At 69.8% G+C, this 17365-nt stretch carries 14 protein-coding genes; 7 read left to right on the top strand and 7 right to left on the bottom strand.

Annotated elements, in window-relative coordinates:
• The first annotated feature begins 4 nt into the window (after window positions 1-4).
• The 5 genes from OEIGOIKO_RS20605 to OEIGOIKO_RS20585 all read left to right on the top strand — a co-directional run bounded on the left by OEIGOIKO_RS20605 (window position 5) and on the right by OEIGOIKO_RS20585 (window position 4719).
• The gene (locus OEIGOIKO_RS20605) at window positions 5-538 is read left to right on the top strand and encodes a Jag family protein (protein WP_030017064.1); all 534 of its coding nucleotides are present in this window, start codon (window positions 5-7) and stop codon (window positions 536-538) included.
• A gap of 102 nt (window positions 539-640) precedes the next feature.
• Window positions 641-1366, top strand: a complete 726-nt coding sequence (gene rsmG / locus OEIGOIKO_RS20600; RefSeq protein ID WP_030017065.1) for a 16S rRNA (guanine(527)-N(7))-methyltransferase RsmG — start codon at window positions 641-643, stop codon at window positions 1364-1366.
• Between the two features lie 254 nt (window positions 1367-1620).
• On the top strand, window positions 1621-2697 hold the full coding sequence (locus OEIGOIKO_RS20595) for an AAA family ATPase (RefSeq protein ID WP_125055289.1): 1077 nt from the start codon (window positions 1621-1623) through the stop codon (window positions 2695-2697).
• Window positions 2694-3794, top strand: coding sequence for a ParB/RepB/Spo0J family partition protein (locus tag OEIGOIKO_RS20590; RefSeq protein WP_125055288.1), 1101 nt, complete (start codon window positions 2694-2696; stop codon window positions 3792-3794). The genes OEIGOIKO_RS20595 and OEIGOIKO_RS20590 overlap by 4 nt, the downstream gene beginning before the upstream one ends.
• Before the next feature lie 307 nt (window positions 3795-4101).
• The gene (locus OEIGOIKO_RS20585) at window positions 4102-4719 is read left to right on the top strand and encodes a GNAT family N-acetyltransferase (RefSeq protein ID WP_125055287.1); all 618 of its coding nucleotides are present in this window, start codon (window positions 4102-4104) and stop codon (window positions 4717-4719) included.
• A gap of 82 nt (window positions 4720-4801) precedes the next feature.
• Here the strand turns inward: OEIGOIKO_RS20585 and trxA are convergent, their stop codons facing one another.
• The 4 genes from trxA to sigM form a co-directional block, all read right to left on the bottom strand.
• Entirely contained in the window at window positions 4802-5128 is a 327-nt protein-coding gene (trxA, locus tag OEIGOIKO_RS20580) for a thioredoxin (protein WP_125055286.1), read from the bottom strand.
• Window positions 5129-5177: 49 nt separating this feature from the next.
• The gene (gene trxB, locus OEIGOIKO_RS20575; RefSeq protein ID WP_125055285.1) at window positions 5178-6152 is read right to left on the bottom strand and encodes a thioredoxin-disulfide reductase; all 975 of its coding nucleotides are present in this window, start codon (window positions 6150-6152) and stop codon (window positions 5178-5180) included.
• Between the two features lie 117 nt (window positions 6153-6269).
• Window positions 6270-7208: an anti-sigma factor family protein gene (locus OEIGOIKO_RS20570; protein ID WP_125055284.1), complete on the bottom strand. Its 939-nt coding sequence runs from the start codon at window positions 7206-7208 to the stop codon at window positions 6270-6272.
• The gene (gene sigM / locus OEIGOIKO_RS20565) at window positions 7205-7900 is read right to left on the bottom strand and encodes an RNA polymerase sigma factor SigM (protein WP_125046033.1); all 696 of its coding nucleotides are present in this window, start codon (window positions 7898-7900) and stop codon (window positions 7205-7207) included. Before sigM ends, OEIGOIKO_RS20570 begins: the two co-directional genes overlap by 4 nt.
• Window positions 7901-8202: 302 nt before the next feature.
• On the opposite strand from sigM, the gene OEIGOIKO_RS20560 reads away from it, so the two are divergent.
• Complete coding sequence (locus OEIGOIKO_RS20560; RefSeq protein WP_125055283.1) at window positions 8203-8628, top strand: hypothetical protein; 426 nt, start codon at window positions 8203-8205, stop codon at window positions 8626-8628.
• 282 nt (window positions 8629-8910) lie between these two features.
• Here the strand turns inward: OEIGOIKO_RS20560 and OEIGOIKO_RS20555 are convergent, their stop codons facing one another.
• From OEIGOIKO_RS20555 to OEIGOIKO_RS20545, 3 genes are all read right to left on the bottom strand, one after another.
• Window positions 8911-10632: a protein kinase family protein gene (locus OEIGOIKO_RS20555; protein WP_125055282.1), complete on the bottom strand. Its 1722-nt coding sequence runs from the start codon at window positions 10630-10632 to the stop codon at window positions 8911-8913.
• Window positions 10633-10739: 107 nt separating this feature from the next.
• Window positions 10740-13136, bottom strand: coding sequence for a murein biosynthesis integral membrane protein MurJ (murJ, locus tag OEIGOIKO_RS20550; protein ID WP_125055281.1), 2397 nt, complete (start codon window positions 13134-13136; stop codon window positions 10740-10742).
• A 46-nt stretch (window positions 13137-13182) separates the two neighbouring features.
• Window positions 13183-15549 (bottom strand): DUF6049 family protein, encoded by a 2367-nt coding sequence (locus tag OEIGOIKO_RS20545; protein WP_170251780.1) that lies wholly within the window; start codon window positions 15547-15549, stop codon window positions 13183-13185.
• 210 nt (window positions 15550-15759) lie between these two features.
• Between OEIGOIKO_RS20545 and OEIGOIKO_RS20540 the strand changes: the two genes are divergently transcribed.
• A complete protein-coding gene (locus OEIGOIKO_RS20540) occupies window positions 15760-17235 on the top strand; it encodes a CCA tRNA nucleotidyltransferase (RefSeq protein WP_125055280.1) in 1476 nt (491 codons plus the stop codon).
• Window positions 17236-17365 lie beyond the last annotated feature (130 nt).

The following is a 17365-nucleotide window of genomic DNA, read 5'->3' as shown; positions in this document are numbered from 1 at the left end:
TTCCGTGACGGACACGACCCGCCCCTCGTCGTCGACAGGGGGGACCCCGGCCGCCGAGGGGACCGACACCCTCACCCGCCTGGAGCAGGAGGGTGAGATCGCGGCCGACTACCTCGAGGGCCTGCTGGACATCGCCGATCTCGACGGCGACATCGACATGGACGTCGAGGCCGACCGCGCCGCTGTGTCGATCATCAGCGACTCGACCAGCCGTGACCTGCAGAAGCTGGTGGGCCGGGACGGTGAGGTGCTGGAGGCGCTCCAGGAGCTGACCCGGCTCGCGGTGCACCGTGAGACCGGTGACCGCAGCCGTCTGATGCTGGACATCGCCGGGTACCGGGCCCAGAAGCGCGAGGAGCTCGCGGAGCTGGGCGCCAAGGCGGCGGAGGAGGCCAAGGGCACCGGTGAGCCGGTGAAGCTGAAGGCCATGACCCCCTTCGAGCGCAAGGTCGTGCACGACGCGGTGGCGGCCGCGGGGCTGCGCAGCGAGTCCGAGGGCGAAGAGCCCCAGCGTTGTGTGGTGGTCCTCCCGGCCTGACGGCCAGAGCCCCGCACAGCTTGATGTCACCGGCCCCGTCTGTCTCGCAGGCGGGGCCACATCTTGTCAGCCTTATAACAGTCCAGAGGAAGGGCGTTTCCCGTGACGGACGCAGCAGCGGAGCTCCCACCGGCGCCGGATGTGGCGCGTGAGGTGTTCGGTGAGCTTTTTCCGGAGGCCGTGCGCTACGGCGAGCTGCTCGCCGACGCGGGCGTACGCAGAGGTCTGATCGGTCCGCGTGAGGTGCCGCGGCTGTGGGAGCGGCACCTGCTGAACTGCGCGGTGCTCTCCGAGGTGGTGCCCGAGGGCGTCACGGTCTGTGATGTCGGTTCGGGTGCGGGGCTGCCGGGCATTCCGCTGGCCCTGGTGCGGCCGGACCTCAAGATCACGCTGCTGGAACCGCTGCTGCGGCGGACGAACTTCCTGCTGGAGGTGGTCGAGCTGCTCGGGCTGGACCACGTCACGGTGGTGCGCGGCCGTGCGGAAGAGGTCATGGGCAAGCTTCCGCAGGTGCATGTGGTGACGGCGCGTGCGGTGGCGCCGCTCGACCGGCTGGCGGGCTGGGGGGTGCCGCTGCTGCGTCCCTACGGCGAGATGCTGGCGCTCAAGGGGGACACGGCCGAGGAGGAGCTGAAGGGAGCCCGCGCCGCGCTGAGCAAGCTCGGTGTCGTGGAGACCTCGGTCGTCCAGGTCGGTGAAGGGGTCGTGGATCCGCTGTCGACCGTGGTCCGTGTCGAGGTCGGCGAGAGCCCTGGTGGGGTGCGTTTCGCGGCCAAGCGCGCGAAGGCGGCCCGGCCCAGCCGGGCGCAGCGGGGGCGGCGCCGCTGAGCGGGGCGGTAGCCCTGCTGACTACCCCAGTAAAACCAACAAAATGACACAAAGCGGAGTGTCGCGTACAAAACGGACGCAACGCTGTCATCGTGTTTCACGTGAAACGTCGTTCTCTGCTGCATGGAATCATCAGCCGTGGTCGCGCGGCTGCCGCGCCGCGTGACCGGAAGCCCCCAGGGGTGACGGAAGTATCCACAGAGGTGGGTTCATCCACAGGAGAGCGGACCTCACTGGTTCACGACACCGAAAGCATGGCAGGCTCTGAGCACTGCGAGCCTGATGTCGAGGAGAGTGAATCCTTGCGGTCCGACGCCAACATCGCGGGCCCGATGACCGATCCGGTCCCCGGTCCCCGTAGCGAGTCGCTCGGGGATGACGTTTCACGTGAAACGCCGTCCCCCATGGACGACACCCCGATCGGTCGTGCAGCTCAGCTGGCGGTTCAGACGCTCGGCCGCTCCGGAGAAGCCCTGCCCCGGCCCGAGAACACCCGGGTCATGGTGGTCGCCAACCAGAAGGGCGGGGTCGGCAAGACCACCACGACGGTCAACCTTGCCGCCTCGCTGGCTCTGCACGGCGCCCGCGTCCTGGTCATCGACCTCGATCCGCAGGGCAACGCCTCCACGGCCCTGGGCATCGACCATCACGCCGAAGTCCCCTCCATCTACGACGTGCTGGTGGAGAGCAAGCCGCTGGCCGACGTCGTGGTCCCGGTGCCCGACGTGGAGGGGTTGTTCTGTGCGCCGGCCACCATCGACCTGGCCGGCGCCGAGATCGAACTGGTCTCGCTGGTGGCACGGGAAAGCCGGTTGGACCGGGCCATCAAGGCCTATGAACAGCCGCTGGACTACATCCTCATCGACTGCCCGCCGTCGCTCGGCCTGCTGACCGTCAACGCACTGGTCGCGGGTGCCGAGGTGCTGATCCCGATCCAGTGCGAGTACTACGCGCTGGAAGGACTCGGCCAGCTGCTGCGCAACGTGGACCTGGTGCGTGGGCACCTCAACCCCAAGCTCCACGTGTCGACGATCCTGCTCACCATGTACGACGGCCGCACCCGGCTGGCCTCCCAGGTCGCGGAGGAGGTGCGTAACCACTTCGGCAGCGAGGTGCTGCGCACCAGCATCCCCCGTTCGGTGCGTATCTCCGAGGCGCCCAGCTACGGGCAGACAGTCCTCACCTATGACCCGGGTTCCAGCGGCTCGCTGTCCTACCTTGAGGCGGCCCGGGAGATTGCCTTGCGTGGAGTCGCTCAGGCCGGGATCGGCTCCGAGGGGCTCACCGTGAACTATGAACCACAGCACAGCATGTCGGAGGGGAATCAGTGAGCGAACGACGTAGAGGACTGGGCCGTGGGCTCGGTGCGCTGATCCCCGCGGCACCGCAGGCAGCGGACAGCGCCGCGCCCGTGGTGGGCCGGGGAGCGACTTCGCCGTCCGCGGTGCCGGCCATGCCGCCGGACCGTGGGGTGGCGGCGGCCAAGGTCACCTCGATCGCGGCCAGGAGCGTTTCACGTGAAACGGAAGAGCCGCAGAAGACCGAAGCGGCGGCAGCCGTGACGGAAGAGGTGGCGGGGGCGCACTTCGCGGAGCTTCCGCTCGATGTGATCACGCCCAACCCGCGGCAGCCGCGTGAGGTCTTCGAAGAGGAGGCACTCGCGGAGCTGGTCACCTCCATCCAGGAGGTCGGCCTCCTCCAGCCGGTGGTGGTCCGGCAGACCGGTCCCGAGCGGTACGAGCTCATCATGGGCGAGCGGCGCTGGCGGGCCTGCCGCGAGGCCGGCCTGGAGCGGATCCCGGCGATCGTCCGTGCGACCGAGGACGAGAAGCTTCTGCTCGACGCCCTGCTGGAGAACCTCCACCGGGCGCAGCTGAACCCGCTGGAAGAGGCCGCGGCCTACGACCAGCTGCTGCGGGACTTCAGCTGCACCCACGACGAGCTGGCCGACCGCATCGGCCGGTCGCGCTCGCAGGTCTCCAACACCCTGCGGCTGCTGAAGCTCCCGACATCCGTGCAGTTCAGAGTCGCCTCCGGGGTGCTCTCCGCCGGCCACGCGCGCGCCCTGCTGGGTGTGGACGACGCAGACGAGCAGGAGGAGCTGGCGCGCCGCATCGTCCGCGAGGGACTTTCGGTGCGGTCGGTCGAGGAAATCGTGCGGCTGATGGGCTCCGAGCCCGCCGGTACCACCAAGGCGAAGAAGCCGCGGGCCGGCACCCGGGTCTCCCCCGCCCTGACGGGCCTGGCCTCCCGGCTGTCCGACCGCTTCGAAACCCGGGTGAAGGTCGATCTCGGACAGAAGAAGGGCAAGATCGTCGTCGAGTTCGCCTCGATAGAGGATCTGGAGCGCATCCTCGGCACCATGGCCCCCGGCGAGGGCCGGGTGCTCGACAAGAGCCTCACCGAGGACGACGGCGAAGACGACTGAACCGAGTGGCCGAGCCCGGAGGGCGGGCCGTGTTCCCAGCGGATTACGGAACACGGCCCGCCCTTTGCTGTGTGGCGGTACCCGCATACGCGGACCGTGGATACGATGCGATCGGGTATGGCGCACATCCACGTGGAAACCCCCACAACAAGGAGTAAGCCATGCGAACGGTGAGCCGCACCGGACTGCTGGCAGCGGGCTTCGGCCTCGGGGCAGTCGGTGGTTTCGTCGGTGGCCTGCTCAGCGAGCGGGACGTGCGGACGGCATCGCGCGGTGCGGCGGGCGAGGGAAGCGAGGACCTGTCTTCATGGGCCGTCGGCTCGTACCGCTCACGCTGGACAACCTTCCGGACCTCCCCAAGCGCTGCCGCTCCTGCGTCTTCTGGGAACTCGACCCCGTCAGCGGCGAAGCCGCGGTGAGAGCGGGCCGGCCCGAGCTGGAGAAGGAAGCCTGGATCTCGGCCGTCCTGCTGGAGTGGGGCTCCTGCGGCCGGGTGGTCCATGTCGACGACGTCCCGGTCGGCTTCGTGCTGTACGCCCCGCCCGCGTACGTACCGCGTTCCACGGCCTTCCCCACGAGCCCGGTGTCCCCGGACGCCGTACAGCTCCTCACGGCCTGGCTGACGCCCGGGTACCAGGGGCAGGGGCTGGGCCGGGTGATGGTGCAGACGGTGGCCAAGGACCTCATCCGCCGCGGTTTCAAGGCGGTCGAGGCGTTCGGTGACGCCCGCTGGTCGGAGCCGGCGTGCGTGCTACCCGCCGACCACCTGCTGGCCGTCGGCTTCAAGACGGTCCGCCCGCATCCCCGCTTCCCCCGGCTGAGGCTGGAACTGCGCACCACGATCTCGTGGAAGGAAGACGTGGAGATGGCCCTCGACCGCCTCCTGGGCGCGGTGCAGAAGGAACCGGCCCTGCGTCCGCTCTGAAGAGCGGGAGCGCACGAACGCGAACGGGCCCGGACCCCGGAGGGGCGGGCCCGTTCGCGTTCGTGCGGGTCGCGGAGAGCGATCAGGCGAGGAAGTCGCCCAGCTCGCGCTCCAGCATCGCCTTCGGCTTGGCGCCGACGATGGTCTTCACGACCTCGCCACCCTGGTAGACGTTCATCGTCGGGATCGACATGACGCCGTACTTGGCGGTGATGGTCGGGTTCTCGTCGGTGTTCAGCTTCGCGATGACGATCTCCTCGTGCTCGGCGGCGATGGCCTCCAGCGACGGGGCGATCTGGCGGCACGGACCGCACCAGGTGGCCCAGAAGTCCACGAGTACGGGCTTGTCGCTCTTGAGAACGACCTCTTCGAAGTTGGCGTCCGTCACGGTCACCGTGGCACCGGCCATGGCAGTCTCCTTACTGGGTGGGGTGGGGCTGGGGGCGTCAGGGGCGGAGTCAGGCGGAGGCGGTCTTCTCCGGCTCGGGGACGTCCTCGCTGTCCGAGAGCGCGGCGAGGTGCCGCTCGGCGTCCAGGGCCGCGGAGCAGCCGGTACCGGCCGCCGTGATGGCCTGGCGGTAGGTGTGGTCGACGACGTCGCCGGCGGCGAAGACACCCGTGATGTTCGTACGAGTGCTCGGGGCCTCCACCTGGAGGTAGCCCTCGTCGTCCAGCTCCAGCTGGCCCTTGAACAGCTCGGTGCGCGGGTCGTGGCCGATCGCGATGAACAGGCCGGTCACCGGGGACTCCGAGGTCTCACCGGTCTTCAGGTTGCGCAGCGTCAGGCCGGAGAGCTTGTTCTCGCCGTGCAGCTCGGCGACCTCGCTGTCCCAGACGAAGTTGATCTTCGGGTCGGCGAAGGCGCGTTCCTGCATCGCCTTGCTGGCCCGCAGCGTGTCGCGGCGGTGGATGATCGTGACCGACTTGGCGAAGCGGGAGAGGAAGGTGGCCTCCTCCATCGCGGTGTCGCCGCCGCCGACCACGGCGATGTCCTGGTCCTTGAAGAAGAACCCGTCGCAGGTGGCGCACCACGAGACGCCGCGGCCGGAGAGCTCGTCCTCACGGGGCAGGCCCAGCTTGCGGTGCTGGGAGCCGGTGGTGACGATCACGGCCTTGGCGCGGTGGACGGTGCCGGCGGTGTCGGTGACGGTCTTGATCTCACCGGTCAGGTCGACCGCGACCACGTCGTCCGGCACCAGCTCGGCGCCGAAGCGCTCGGCCTGGGCACGCATGTTGTCCATCAGGTCGGGGCCCATGATGCCGTCGCGGAACCCGGGGAAGTTCTCCACCTCGGTGGTGTTCATCAGCGCGCCACCGGCGGTGACGGCGCCCTCGAAAACCAGCGGCTTCAGGGAGGCACGGGCGGTGTAGAGCGCGGCGGTGTAGCCCGCGGGCCCGGAGCCGATGATGATCACGTTACGGACGTCGCTCACGGGTGTCTTCCTTGTCTCTGCCGACTGCTTGCTGGGGCTCTCGGTGAACTCTCACCCCACCCAACGGATCCTAAGGGGCAAGCATTCCCGCGGAGCCCCGGCGCTCTTACCGCCGGTTCAGGCCCGCCGGTACGAGTGGGTCAGCAGCACCTTGCCCGGAGCCGGCGGAGACGCGGAGACGCAGGAGGAGGAGATGACGTAGGCGGAGACGCGGTCGGCGTCGGTCGGGTGCGGCAGCACCAGGAGGTAGGCTTCCTGGCCCTCGTAGGTGCTGTGCGTGGCTGCCAGGGGGGTCTCCGGCCGTCCGGTGCCGCGCTGGACGCAGGACGGCACGGTATCCGTAGCGCCCCGCAGCGGGGTGTCGGGAGAGCTCTGTGTGCCGACGTCCGGCGCCTTCTTGGTGTGGGACGAGGCCAGCAGGTCGTGGACCCGCGATTCCAGGGTGGCGGACGTCAGCGCGGACGCGGCACCGGCGCTCTTCTCCGCGGCTTCGGTGTGCGGCTTCTGTGCTGTCCCCTGGCCACTGCCGGAGGACACGTTCTGGATGACGATCCCGCCGACGCCGATGACCGCCGCGGCAGCGGCGGCACCGAGCAGCGCCCTCGGCCAGCGTCGGTTGCGGGGCCGGCCGCCGGCTGTGCGGCGCCCCGGACCGGAAGCCGCCCGAGGGTGCCCTGCGGGTCGGGTGACGGACGCGGGAGGGACGGCGACGGTAGCGGGGGCGATGTCGGTTTCACGTGAAACAGGGACGGTCGTGGCGGCCGGAATCTCCCGCACCACCGGCTCCTGGTCCGGTGCGGTGGAGTCGAGCAGCGCCTCGGCTGCCAGCGCCGCGTCGATGCGCTCCGCCACGTCGGCCGGCATCCGCGCAGGCCCTGGAAGGGTGCCCAGCAGGCCCCGGATCTCCTCCAGGGAGGCATGGACGTCCTCGCACAGCTCGCAGCACGCGAGGTGATCGCGTAGGTCCGCGGTGCGGGACGGGGAGAGCAGCCCGTCCGTGAGCGCGGAGATCTCGGAGACCTCCGGGTGCTCGTCCGTGTCGGTCGTCGAAGTCACGAGCGCCCACCTCCGCCCTTCACGGCATCTGTGTCCTTCGGCCCTGCCGCCTCTGGGACGGATGTCCCCTGCGCCCGGTTCCTTCCCCCGCCGACGGGTCTGCTATCCCCTTCACCCGGGCGCAGATGGGTGAGCATCGGAAGAAGCCGGGCCCGGCCTCGCGCACAGCGGCTCTTCACCGTCCCCGTGGGGACGTCGAGGATCGCGGCGGCCTCGGCCACCGGATATCCCTGCATGTCAACGAGGACCAGCGCCGCACGTTGTTCCTCGGGCAGGGTGCGCAGCGCACCGAGCAGTTCCCGGTGCAGATCCTGCCGCTCGGCCGGCACGGCGGCGGACTCGTGCGGTTCCAGCAGCTGCTCCAGCCGCTCTGTCTCGGCGACGGGGGACGTACGGCGGGAGGCCGCTTTGCGTGCCCGGTCCAGACAGGCGTTGACGGTGATGCGGTGCAGCCAGGTCGTGACGGCCGACTGACCGCGGAAGGTGTGAGCGGCCCGGTAGGCCGAGACGAGTGCGTCCTGCACGGCGTCCGCTGCTTCTTCCCGGTCACCGAGGGTGCGCAGCGCCACCGCCCAGAGCCGGTCGCGGTGGCGCCGGACTATCTCGCCGAAGGCGTCGGGGTCGCCGGCCACGTGGCGCGCGAGGAGGTCGCCGTCGCTCACCACGTCAGAGCCGCCCGTCTCAGGCCCCACATGTCCCCCTGCTCGCGGCGGGTAGCGGATAGGTGGCTCCATTGAAGCCCGCCGGGCTGCGAAAGTAAACGCCGGTCAGACGCGGGGCCGGTCTCCGGCACGGCGGGCGCCGACTGCTGTTCGGCGCTGCGCGCGCCATCACTTCGCCGCCTTGAAAGTGCGTATTGCGAGAGTTGCCGAGGCGCGGTGACGGCTGAAACGATCAAGACGCCGCACAAAAACGGATCGCCGGGAATCGGCCGCTGTGGAACGGTTCGGCCGACTGCTTCCCACCCGTCGACAAAGATTCAAGGAATTGCTGTATGAAAAACCTCAAGCGTCTTCTGCTGATCGCGGTGGCCTCGGTCATTGCCGTGGGTGCGATGCCGGGTTCGGCGTCCGCGTACTCCAAGGGCAGCTGCAGCTACCGCAAGACGCTGTCGGTGAAGACCTACGGCGGGCACGCCACGGTCAAGCTCCTCGTCTACCGCTGCAAGGACGGTCACGACTGGACGATGGCCAGCATGACGTCGAACGGGAGCGACAGCGAGGGGGCGCTCTGGATGGACGTCTCCCGCAACGGCGGAAAGACCTGGAAGGGATTGGTGCAGAAGCGCCGGGTCACTCTCGACCCGGGTGACACGGCGTCGATCGCGAACAACAAGCTGCAGAACGACGGCCCCGGATACTCGGTGCGGGCCTGTGGGTACTTCGGCAACAATAAGGTGTATTGCACCAAGTGGAACTGAAGCGTAAGTAGGTTCCGATTTTCCGGGGCTCCGGCCGATGCGTCGGCCGGAGCCCCGGTGTGCTGACGGCCCTTCTTCGGTGGCAGTAGCCGGATTCACGGGTAATCGCCGGAATTCGGGTCGAAGTCACCTGTCGGACCACCCGCCGCTTCGCGAAAAAACGAGCACGCGCTGCTGATGCAGCACGTGCTCGGTCCTCGTGAAATTGGCCGGATCCCGCGAGAGCGGGGAGCGGGGAGCAGACCGTGCCCTTCGAGCGCCCCGCGAAGGGCGCTCGAAGGGTCAGCCGCTGACCTTGATCTCCGAGATGCCGCCCCGGAAGCCGTCTTCCTCGTCGTCGCTGGGCAGCTCGGTGATGTGGATCAGGACGTAACGCGTCTTGACGGGCTTGTCCAGCTTCGCGGTCAGCGAGGTGCCGGCCTTCTCCAGCTTCGAGAGGCGCTTGGTGAACGCGTTGAGCGTCGTCGGGTTCGACACTTCGGGATCGGCGGCGAGCACCTCGGCCGTCTGCCCCGGCCGGTACATGCTGGCCTGCACCTCGGAGACGTCCTGGACGCTGCCGAGGTCGACGACCAGACCGCTGCCGTCCGCGCGCTGCGGGAGGTTGCCGAAGTTCGCCCAGCCCTTGAACAGCCCGGTCACCCAGGCGGTGCCCGGGTCCCCGTCCACGGCGTTCGACGCCGGGCTGTAGCGTCCGCCGACGGGCGAACTGGTACGCGGAGAGAACTCCGTAGCGCTGTCGATCTTGATCGGCTTCGGTACGGGCTTCTTCTGCTTGCCGCTTTCGGGCTGCGTGCTCTCCTGGCTGTCCTGGCCCTCGTCCTGCAGGAGGGTGTCCGCCAGCTGCCAGCTGCCGAGCCCCAGCGCCGCGATCAGCAGTCCGGACACGCACCACTTCAGGGCCCGGCCGGTGCGGCTCTGCAGCGGCGGCGGCGGAGCGGGCACCGCCGCCGCCCGGGCCGGCGCCCCGCCGCTGCGCGACGGGGGCTGCCCGTACGAGCCCTGCTGGAAGGCGGTGCGCTGGTAGGGCGGCGGTGAGGTGAAGGACGTCTCCGGCGGGCGGATGCGCGGTATGGCCGTGACGGCCTTCGCCAGTTCTTCCGGAGTGGTGCAGGCCGGTTCCTGGCGGGAGGCGGTGGCACCGTCGTTGACCAGCGCACGCATGGCCAGCTCGGACAGGCCGCGGTGCACTCCGGCCCGTACCTGGTCCGGCGGGATCATGCCGATGTCCTTGGGCAGCCCCGACAGGCCGTACGCGTCGCTCTCGTACGGCCAGCGCTGGGTGAGGGCGGCGTACAGGAGAGCGCCGATCGCCTCGGTGTCCGTGCGCTGCGGGTGCTCGCTGGTGATGCCGCGCAGCGCGGCCATCACGGCCAGGCCGCGGATGCGGTACTGCCCGGACTCGGTCCGCAGCACCGAGCCGGGGTTGATCCTGAGATGGGCCAGGCCTTCCCGGTGGGCGGCGGCCATGGCCTGGGAGACCTGGCTGACGAGCTGGTAGGCGTCGTGGGGTTCGAGCGGGCCGCTCGCGAGCACCGCGGTGAGCTCCGTGGCGTCCGGCAGCCACTCGTGCACGACGTAGACGAGGTCGTTCTCCTCGACGGCGTCGAGGACCTGCACGAAGCGGGGGTCGCCGAGCAGCGCGGCGGAGCGCGCGGCGGACAGCACGGGGCGGGCGCGCGGGTGGTCCGCGGGCAGGATGTGTACGCCGACGGCACGGCGCAGTTTCTCGTCGACCGCACGCCAGCTGCTGAATCCGTCCAGACGGGTGACGCACTCCTCCAGGCGGTAGCGTCTGGCGAGCTTGTGGCCGCTGTGCAGTTCGGGCGGCTTGGTGTCGGCCACCGCGGCAGGCTGTTCGCCGGTGCGTGCGGTGTCCTGGTCCGTGCCGGTTACGCTCTCGGCCTCCGCACCGTCGTCCGTGGCCTGTCCCGCCTGGGCGGTCAGCGGTTCGTCACCGCTCGTGTCGGCCACGTCGACGGCAGCCGTGCTCCGTTCCGCCACCGTCGTTCCTGCCTCCCCATCCGTTGCAGGCTCTACGAGCCAAGACAATTGTGCCCACAGTCCGCCACTATGCACGACACACGGTTGCGGCCGATGGTTGTGCCCGCTCAGCGCCCCAGCTTGGCGCGGACCATGCCGACCATGGCGTTCATCTCCTCGACCCGCATCCGTTTCGCGGCGAGGAAGAAGACGGCGATCAGTGTGACACCGCCACCGGCCAAGGCGGCCAGCGATCCGGTGACCCCGCTGCCGAGCGCCAGGGTGATTCCGTATGCGGCCGCGCCGCCGACCAGAGCGGCGGGCACACAGGCACCGGCGAGACGGGCGTACGTACGAATGACGTGCGGTCCGTCCAGGTCGCCACCCAGCCGTGTGCGCAGGCGCCGCCAGGCCACGCCGACGCCGACGGCGTATCCCAGGCCATAGGAGGCCGCGAGGCCGACCACGACCCAGCGGGCCGGCAGGAGGAGGAAGCACAGCCCGGAAGCCGCCGCGTTGACGACGGCGACGATCACCGTGTTGAAGAACGGCGTGCGGGTGTCCTCGTAGGCGTAGAAACCCCGCAGGATGACGTACTGCGCGGAGTACGGAATCAGGCCCAGTCCGAACGCCATGATCACGTAACCGATGTTGGTGGCGCCGGTGCCGGCGCTGGAGAACATCAGCGTCGCCATCGGCACACCGAGCGCCACGAACGCGAAGGCGCACGGCACGATGGCCACCGCCGAGGTCCGCAGCCCGTAGGAGATGTCGTCGCGCACGGCGGTGACGTCCCCGTCGTGAGCGGCCCGGGAGATGCGGGGCAGGACGGCGGTCATGACCGAGACGGTGATGATGGCCTGCGGCATCTGCCAGAGCTGCAACGCGTAGTTGTAGGCGGTGATACCGGTGCCGGAGTGGCCTTCGCTCTCGGCCACCGAGCCGGCCCAGGTGGCGATCTGGGTCACCACGATCAGGCCGAGCTGGTTGGCGAGAACGAAGAAGAAGGTCCACTTGGCGAGCCGGGCGGCCTTGCCGAGTCCGTGCCCGCGCCAGTCGAAGCGGGGACGGAGCCGGAAACCGGCGTCCCGGAGGTAGGGGAACATGGCGAGCGCCTGCACGGTCAGTCCGAGCAGGGTGCCGATGCCCAGCAGCCGGACCGCGTCGGCGGAGACGTTGCCCGCGCCCACACCGCTGTGCGAGAAGCTGCCGAAGACCCAGATGAACGCGCCGAAGGTGGCGATCACGATGATGTTGTTGAGGACCGGGGTCCACATCATCGCGCCGAACCGGCCGCGGGCGTTGAGGATCTGCCCCAGTACGACGTGCACGCCCATGAAGAACATGGTCGGCAGGCAGTAGCGGGCAAAGGCGACCGCGACGTCCATCTGCTCGGGGTCCGAGGCGATCTTCGGCGACATCATGCCGATGAAGACCGGCGCCGCCAGCACGCAGACCGTGGTGACACCGGCCATCAGCACGGTGACCAGGGTCAGGAGCCGGTTGGCGTACGCCTCGCCGCCGTCCTCGTCGTTCTTCATGGCCCGCACCAGCTGCGGGATGAAGACGGCGTTCAGGGCGCCGCCGCCGACCAGGATGTAGATCATCGTCGGCAGGGTGTTGGCGACCTGGTACGAGTCGTTGAGGGTGCCGACGCCGATCGCCGCGGCGATGACGAGGTTGCGGACGAAACCGAGGATGCGGGAGACCAGCGTGCCCGCGGCCATGACGGCGCTGGACTTCAGCAGGCTGGAGGCGCGCCCGCCGGAACGCTTGGCGGGCTCCGGCGCGGGCACCGGTGCAGGCGGCTGCTCCGGTACGGCGGCGGCCTGCGGAACGGGGTCCGGCTGCGGCGTCATCGCCTGCTGCGGCTCGTCCGGGCGCTGCTGGCCGTAAGGCTGCTGTGTTCCTTGCGGGGGCTGCTGTCCGTACGGCTGCTGGGTTTCCTGGGGGCGCTGCTGTCCGTAAGGCTGCTGTGTTTCCGGGGGACGCTGCTGCCCGTACGGGCGTTGCTGGCCGTACGGCGGCTGCTGCGCTTCTTGGGGCCGCTGCTGCTCGTAGGGACGCTGCGGTTCGTACGGTTGCTGCTGGTCCCGGTACAGGTGCGCGAAGGCGTCCTGCCCGGGGCGCTCGTCGGCGGCCTGCGTGATGAGGTCGTCCACCCCCACGAACTGTGTCGTGGCGGCGTCGTCACCGTACGGCAGGTGCCGGGTCGGGCCCTGGGGCTCGGGAGGCGGGGGCGGGGCCCACACCTGGGGGTCCGGAGTGTGCTGCGGGGCAGGCGGCTGCTGGTAGAGCGGGTGCGGGGCCTGGCCGGGGGGCGGCGGGGGGTGGGCCGACCGGTCGTAGAGGACGTCGTTCACCGGGTCCTGGGCCGTGGGGTCCTGCGACCGGTACGGGTCGTTGGCGTACGCGTCCTGCACGTACGGGTCCTGGGGCGGCTGCCCCTGAGGCGTCGGCGGTCCCTGACCCGCAGGAGTGCCGCGCGCACCCCTGCCGCGGTCACCGTCGTACGGCGCATTCATCGCTGCCCCACCTCATCCGTCGCCGGCCATCCGGCCCCGCCATCTATCAACGGTCCACTTTCTCACCTGAGCCGGACGGGTCCGTGCTTCCCGAACCGGTGTCCGGCCCGGGGTCACCCGGCTGCACCGGCCCGTCACCGTCCGTGCCGCCGTCGTCGGTTCCGCCGCTGTTCCCGCTGCCGCCGTCGGCCCCTTCGCCGCCGGCTCCGCCGGACCCCTCGCCACCGCCGGTCCCGCCGGCGCTCTCGCCGCCGTCGGGCCCTTCCCCGCCGTGCCGGGCGGCACGCTTGCGCTGGAGGTAGATGCGCACCCCGGCGAGGACGAGCAGCAGCACACCGCCGGCGATCACGAGCATGATCGTCGAGGTGATCTCGGTGACGTTGACCTGGAAGGTCATCGGCCGGCCGTACAGCTTGCCCTCGGAGGTGTAGAGCTGCGCCGTCACCTGCACGGGACCGTTGGCGTTCGCCGTCGTGTCGAACTTGAACGACTGGCTGTGGCCGCCGTCCACCGTGATCTCCTGCGGCTCACCTGTGTCGAGACGGTTGGGCTGCGAGGACGTCAGCTCCAGCGTCAGGTTCTTCACGCCCTGCACCAGGTTGTTCTGCACCGTCACCGGAATGGTCGCGCTGCGCCCGGAGAGCGTCGCGTCCGACTTCTGGATCAGCTGCACGTTCTTCGTCAGACCGTCGAGGTAGGTGCGTACGGAGCTGCGGAAGACCGCGGCGCCCGCCTCGTCGCCGCGCCACTCGGTCGACATCTCCCGCATGATGGCGTTGCCGAACGGCGTCACCACGCGGGGCGGCTGGGACAGGACGGGCTCGAAGTCGTCCAGCGTGCTCTGGGTCTCCTGGATTTCTTCGAAGGCCGCGGTCGGCAGTTCCTGCTCGCGCAGCGAGGCCGGATACGCGGAGCTCCGGGGCACGACGCGGTTGGCGTCGGGGTCCGGCGTGGCCTTGGCGGCGCTCGCCAGGTTCATCGGTTCGGTCCAGCGGCCGGGTACCAGGCTCTTCACGCCGGCGGCCATGGCCTGGGCCTGACTGACCGACGGTGTGCGCTGCGGGGCGACGACGATGTTGCGCTGCCGCTCGGGCTCCTGGCCGTTGACCATCAGGCTCTGGGCGAGGAACTCCTGGATCGCGAGGGTGGAGTTCTCGGCCTTGGACAGGTCGCCCTCGAAGGCGGTGGACAGCCGGGCGTCCGAGACGATCGCGGTGTTCCCGCCGCCGATGGGACGGGCCGCCGTCGGGCTGTAGGAGAGGTCGTTCTCCTGGAGGCTGTCGCTGCGGGCGATGATGTTGTGCGCGCCGCCGGAGGTGGCCACGTCGACGATCGAGGAGTCGACGGCGCCCTCCGCGGGCCAGGCGAAGTCGGTACGGGGCTTGACGCCCAGGATCGTCTCCACGGTCGTGGCCGCCAGCGTCGTGGCGGGCCCGAGGTGGCCCAGGGCGCTGGGGACCTCCTTGCCGCGGTGGGCGAGCGAGGCCAGGTCGGGGTCGGCGAAGGGGAGGGCGACGACCTCGTGGGTCTTGACGGCCTCCTCCACCTGGGCCAGCCACTGCTTGGCGACGGCCTGGTTCTTGCCCGCCGTGGGGCCGTTAGGGCCTTCGACCTTGTACGTCTTGGTCATCGCGTCGACAGAGGCGAGCACGTCCGGGTCGATGACGAAGGTGACGGGGAGGTCCTTGCCGAGCGCCACGAGCTGCTGGAGCCGTCCGCCGGGAGCGATCTCCGCGGCCAGGTTGTCGTTGCGGAAGACGGGGGTCTGCTCCGCGTCCGCGTCCGTCTCCGCGGTGAGGTGCGTCGAGGAGATCAGCGGCCACAAGTACGTGAGCTGGGACTTCTTCGCCACGTCGGAGGTCTGCCAGGGCAGGAACGTGCGCTGGGCGCCGAGCACCTGCTCGTACGAGGAGTCGCCGGACCGGCCGGACAAGGAGACGCCGAGCTGGTAGACGCCGTCGTCCCCCAGGCCGAGATCCTTGACCGGCACCTGGAGGGTGAAGGTGCGGCTGACGCCCGGGGCCAGCTTGTCGATCTTCTGCGTGCGGTCCTTGATCTCCTCGCCGTCCGCGCCGGACGAGAAGCCGGTGCGCTTGGCGGCCGTGTCGATGGCGCTGCGGCTGGTGAGGGCCTGGCCCCGCCGCAGACCCACATGAGCGTCGGTGACCGGTGCGTCGCTGCGGTTGGTGAGTGTGCCGGAGACGGTGAGCGTGTCGTCCTTCTTCGGCACGGTGGGCGTGAGCGCGTCGATGGAGACGTCGACGGTGCGCGGCCCGGCGGCACGGGCTTCGGGGGCGACCGGGAACTGCACCATCGCCATCAGCAAAGGCACTCCGGCGACCAGTGCCGCGACCCGGCGCGACCACCGGCCGCGCGGCCGTTCACTCCCTTGCAACCCTGCCGCCTCGGCCACGCGTTCGCCCGTCCCTCGTCGTCGTCAGTGGTCGTCGGAATGTGCGTCCACGCATGGTAACGAGACCTGCTGTGCCGAAGTGCTGGGGACTGCTCCACAAGATCGCCCGGCGGCCGGCCGCCGGAGGGCCTTGTCCCCTTTTCCCGGGGATGCCCGGCAAGGCGGGCGACAGGACGCTTCGCCGGGCGCGGACCCGTACCCTGTTCTGTTGTGCCGAACGCCAACAATGACTTCCTCGCCCCGCAGTCCGAGCGGACCTCGCAGCCGACGAGCGCACTGAGCCAGGTGCAGCGCCGTGCCGTCGGCGAACTGTTGCGGGTCTCCCCTGTCGCGGACGACCTGGCCCGCCGTTTCCAGGAGGCCGGGTTCACGCTTGCCCTGGTCGGCGGTTCGGTGCGGGACGCCCTGCTCGGCCGGCTCGGCAACGACCTGGACTTCACCACCGATGCCCGCCCCGAGGACGTGCTGCGGATCGTGCGGCCGTGGGCGGACGCGGTGTGGGAGGTCGGTATCGCCTTCGGCACGGTCGGCTGCAAGAAGGACTCGTTCGACATCGAGGTCACCACGTACCGCTCCGAGGCGTACGACCGGACCTCGCGCAAGCCCGAGGTGTCCTACGGCGACTCCATCGAGCAGGATCTGGTGCGCCGGGACTTCACGGTGAACGCCATGGCGGTGGCGCTGCCGCAGAAGGAGTTCATCGACCCGCACAACGGTCTGGAGGACTTGGCGGCGCGCGTCCTGCGGACGCCCGGGACGCCGGAGGAGTCGTTCTCCGACGACCCGCTCCGGATGATGCGGGCCGCCCGGTTCGCGGCGCAGCTGGACTTCGAGGTGGCCGAGGACGTCGTCTCCGCCATGAAGGCCATGGCCGAGCGCATCGACATCGTCTCCGCCGAGCGGGTGCGGGACGAACTGAACAAGTTGCTGCTGGGCGCACACCCGCGCAAGGGGCTCAGGCTGCTGGTCGACACGGGGATCGCCGACCGGGTGCTGCCGGAGCTGCCCGCCCTGCGGCTGGAAAGTGACGAACATCACCGTCACAAGGACGTCTACGAGCACTCGCTGACGGTGCTGGAGCAGGCCATCGACCTCGAAGAGGACGGTCCGGACCTGGTGCTGCGGCTGGCGGCGCTGCTGCACGACATCGGCAAGCCGAAGACGCGGCGCTTCGAGAGCGACGGGCGGGTCTCCTTCCACCATCACGAGGTCGTGGGGGCGAAGATGACCAAGAAGCGGATGGCCGCGCTGAAGTACTCCAACGACATGATCAAGGACGTCTCGCTGCTGGTGGAGCTGCATCTGCGCTTCCACGGCTACGGGACGGGCGAGTGGACCGACTCCGCGGTCCGCCGGTACGTGCGGGACGCGGGGCCGCAGCTGGGGCGCCTGCACAAGCTGACGCGTTCGGACTGCACCACCCGCAACAAGCGCAAGGCCAACGCGCTCTCCCGTGCCTACGACGGCCTGGAGGAGCGGATCGCGCGTCTGCAGGAGCAGGAGGAGCTGGACTCGATCCGGCCGGACCTGGACGGCAACGACATCATGCAGATCCTCGGTGTCGCCCCTGGTCCGGCGGTCGGCAAGGCGTACAAGTACCTGCTCGAACTGCGCTTGGAGAACGGGCCGATGGAGCGGGACCAGGCCGTCGCAGCCCTGCAGGAATGGTGGGCCACGCAGAGCTGAGCCTGCTGTTTCACGTGAAACACGGCGCCGGAGCCGGACCGTGTTTCACGTGAAACGCGTCGCGTCCCCTACTCCTTGAGGTTTTCGAGGCAGAGGACGACCTTGTTGCGGTGCCTGCGGCCGGTGGCTT

The organism is Streptomyces paromomycinus, from assembly GCF_003865155.1.
In the GTDB taxonomy this organism is placed as follows: Bacteria; Actinomycetota; Actinomycetes; order Streptomycetales; family Streptomycetaceae; genus Streptomyces; species Streptomyces chrestomyceticus.
The sequence above is the reverse complement of the archived record's forward strand: the minus strand, read 5'-3'. Positions and strand labels throughout refer to the sequence as shown.

What these genes read in the sequence shown, in the direction of transcription:
- murJ (WP_125055281.1), bottom strand. Translation starts at nt 13,136, where the DNA reads ATGAATGCGCCGTACGACGGTGACCGCGGCAGGGGTGCGCGCGGCACT.
- OEIGOIKO_RS20585 (WP_125055287.1), top strand. Translation starts at nt 4,102, where the DNA reads ATGGGCCGTCGGCTCGTACCGCTCACGCTGGACAACCTTCCGGACCTC.
- OEIGOIKO_RS20595 (WP_125055289.1), top strand. Translation starts at nt 1,621, where the DNA reads ATGGCAGGCTCTGAGCACTGCGAGCCTGATGTCGAGGAGAGTGAATCC.
- trxA (WP_125055286.1), bottom strand. Translation starts at nt 5,128, where the DNA reads ATGGCCGGTGCCACGGTGACCGTGACGGACGCCAACTTCGAAGAGGTC.
- OEIGOIKO_RS20560 (WP_125055283.1), top strand. Translation starts at nt 8,203, where the DNA reads ATGAAAAACCTCAAGCGTCTTCTGCTGATCGCGGTGGCCTCGGTCATT.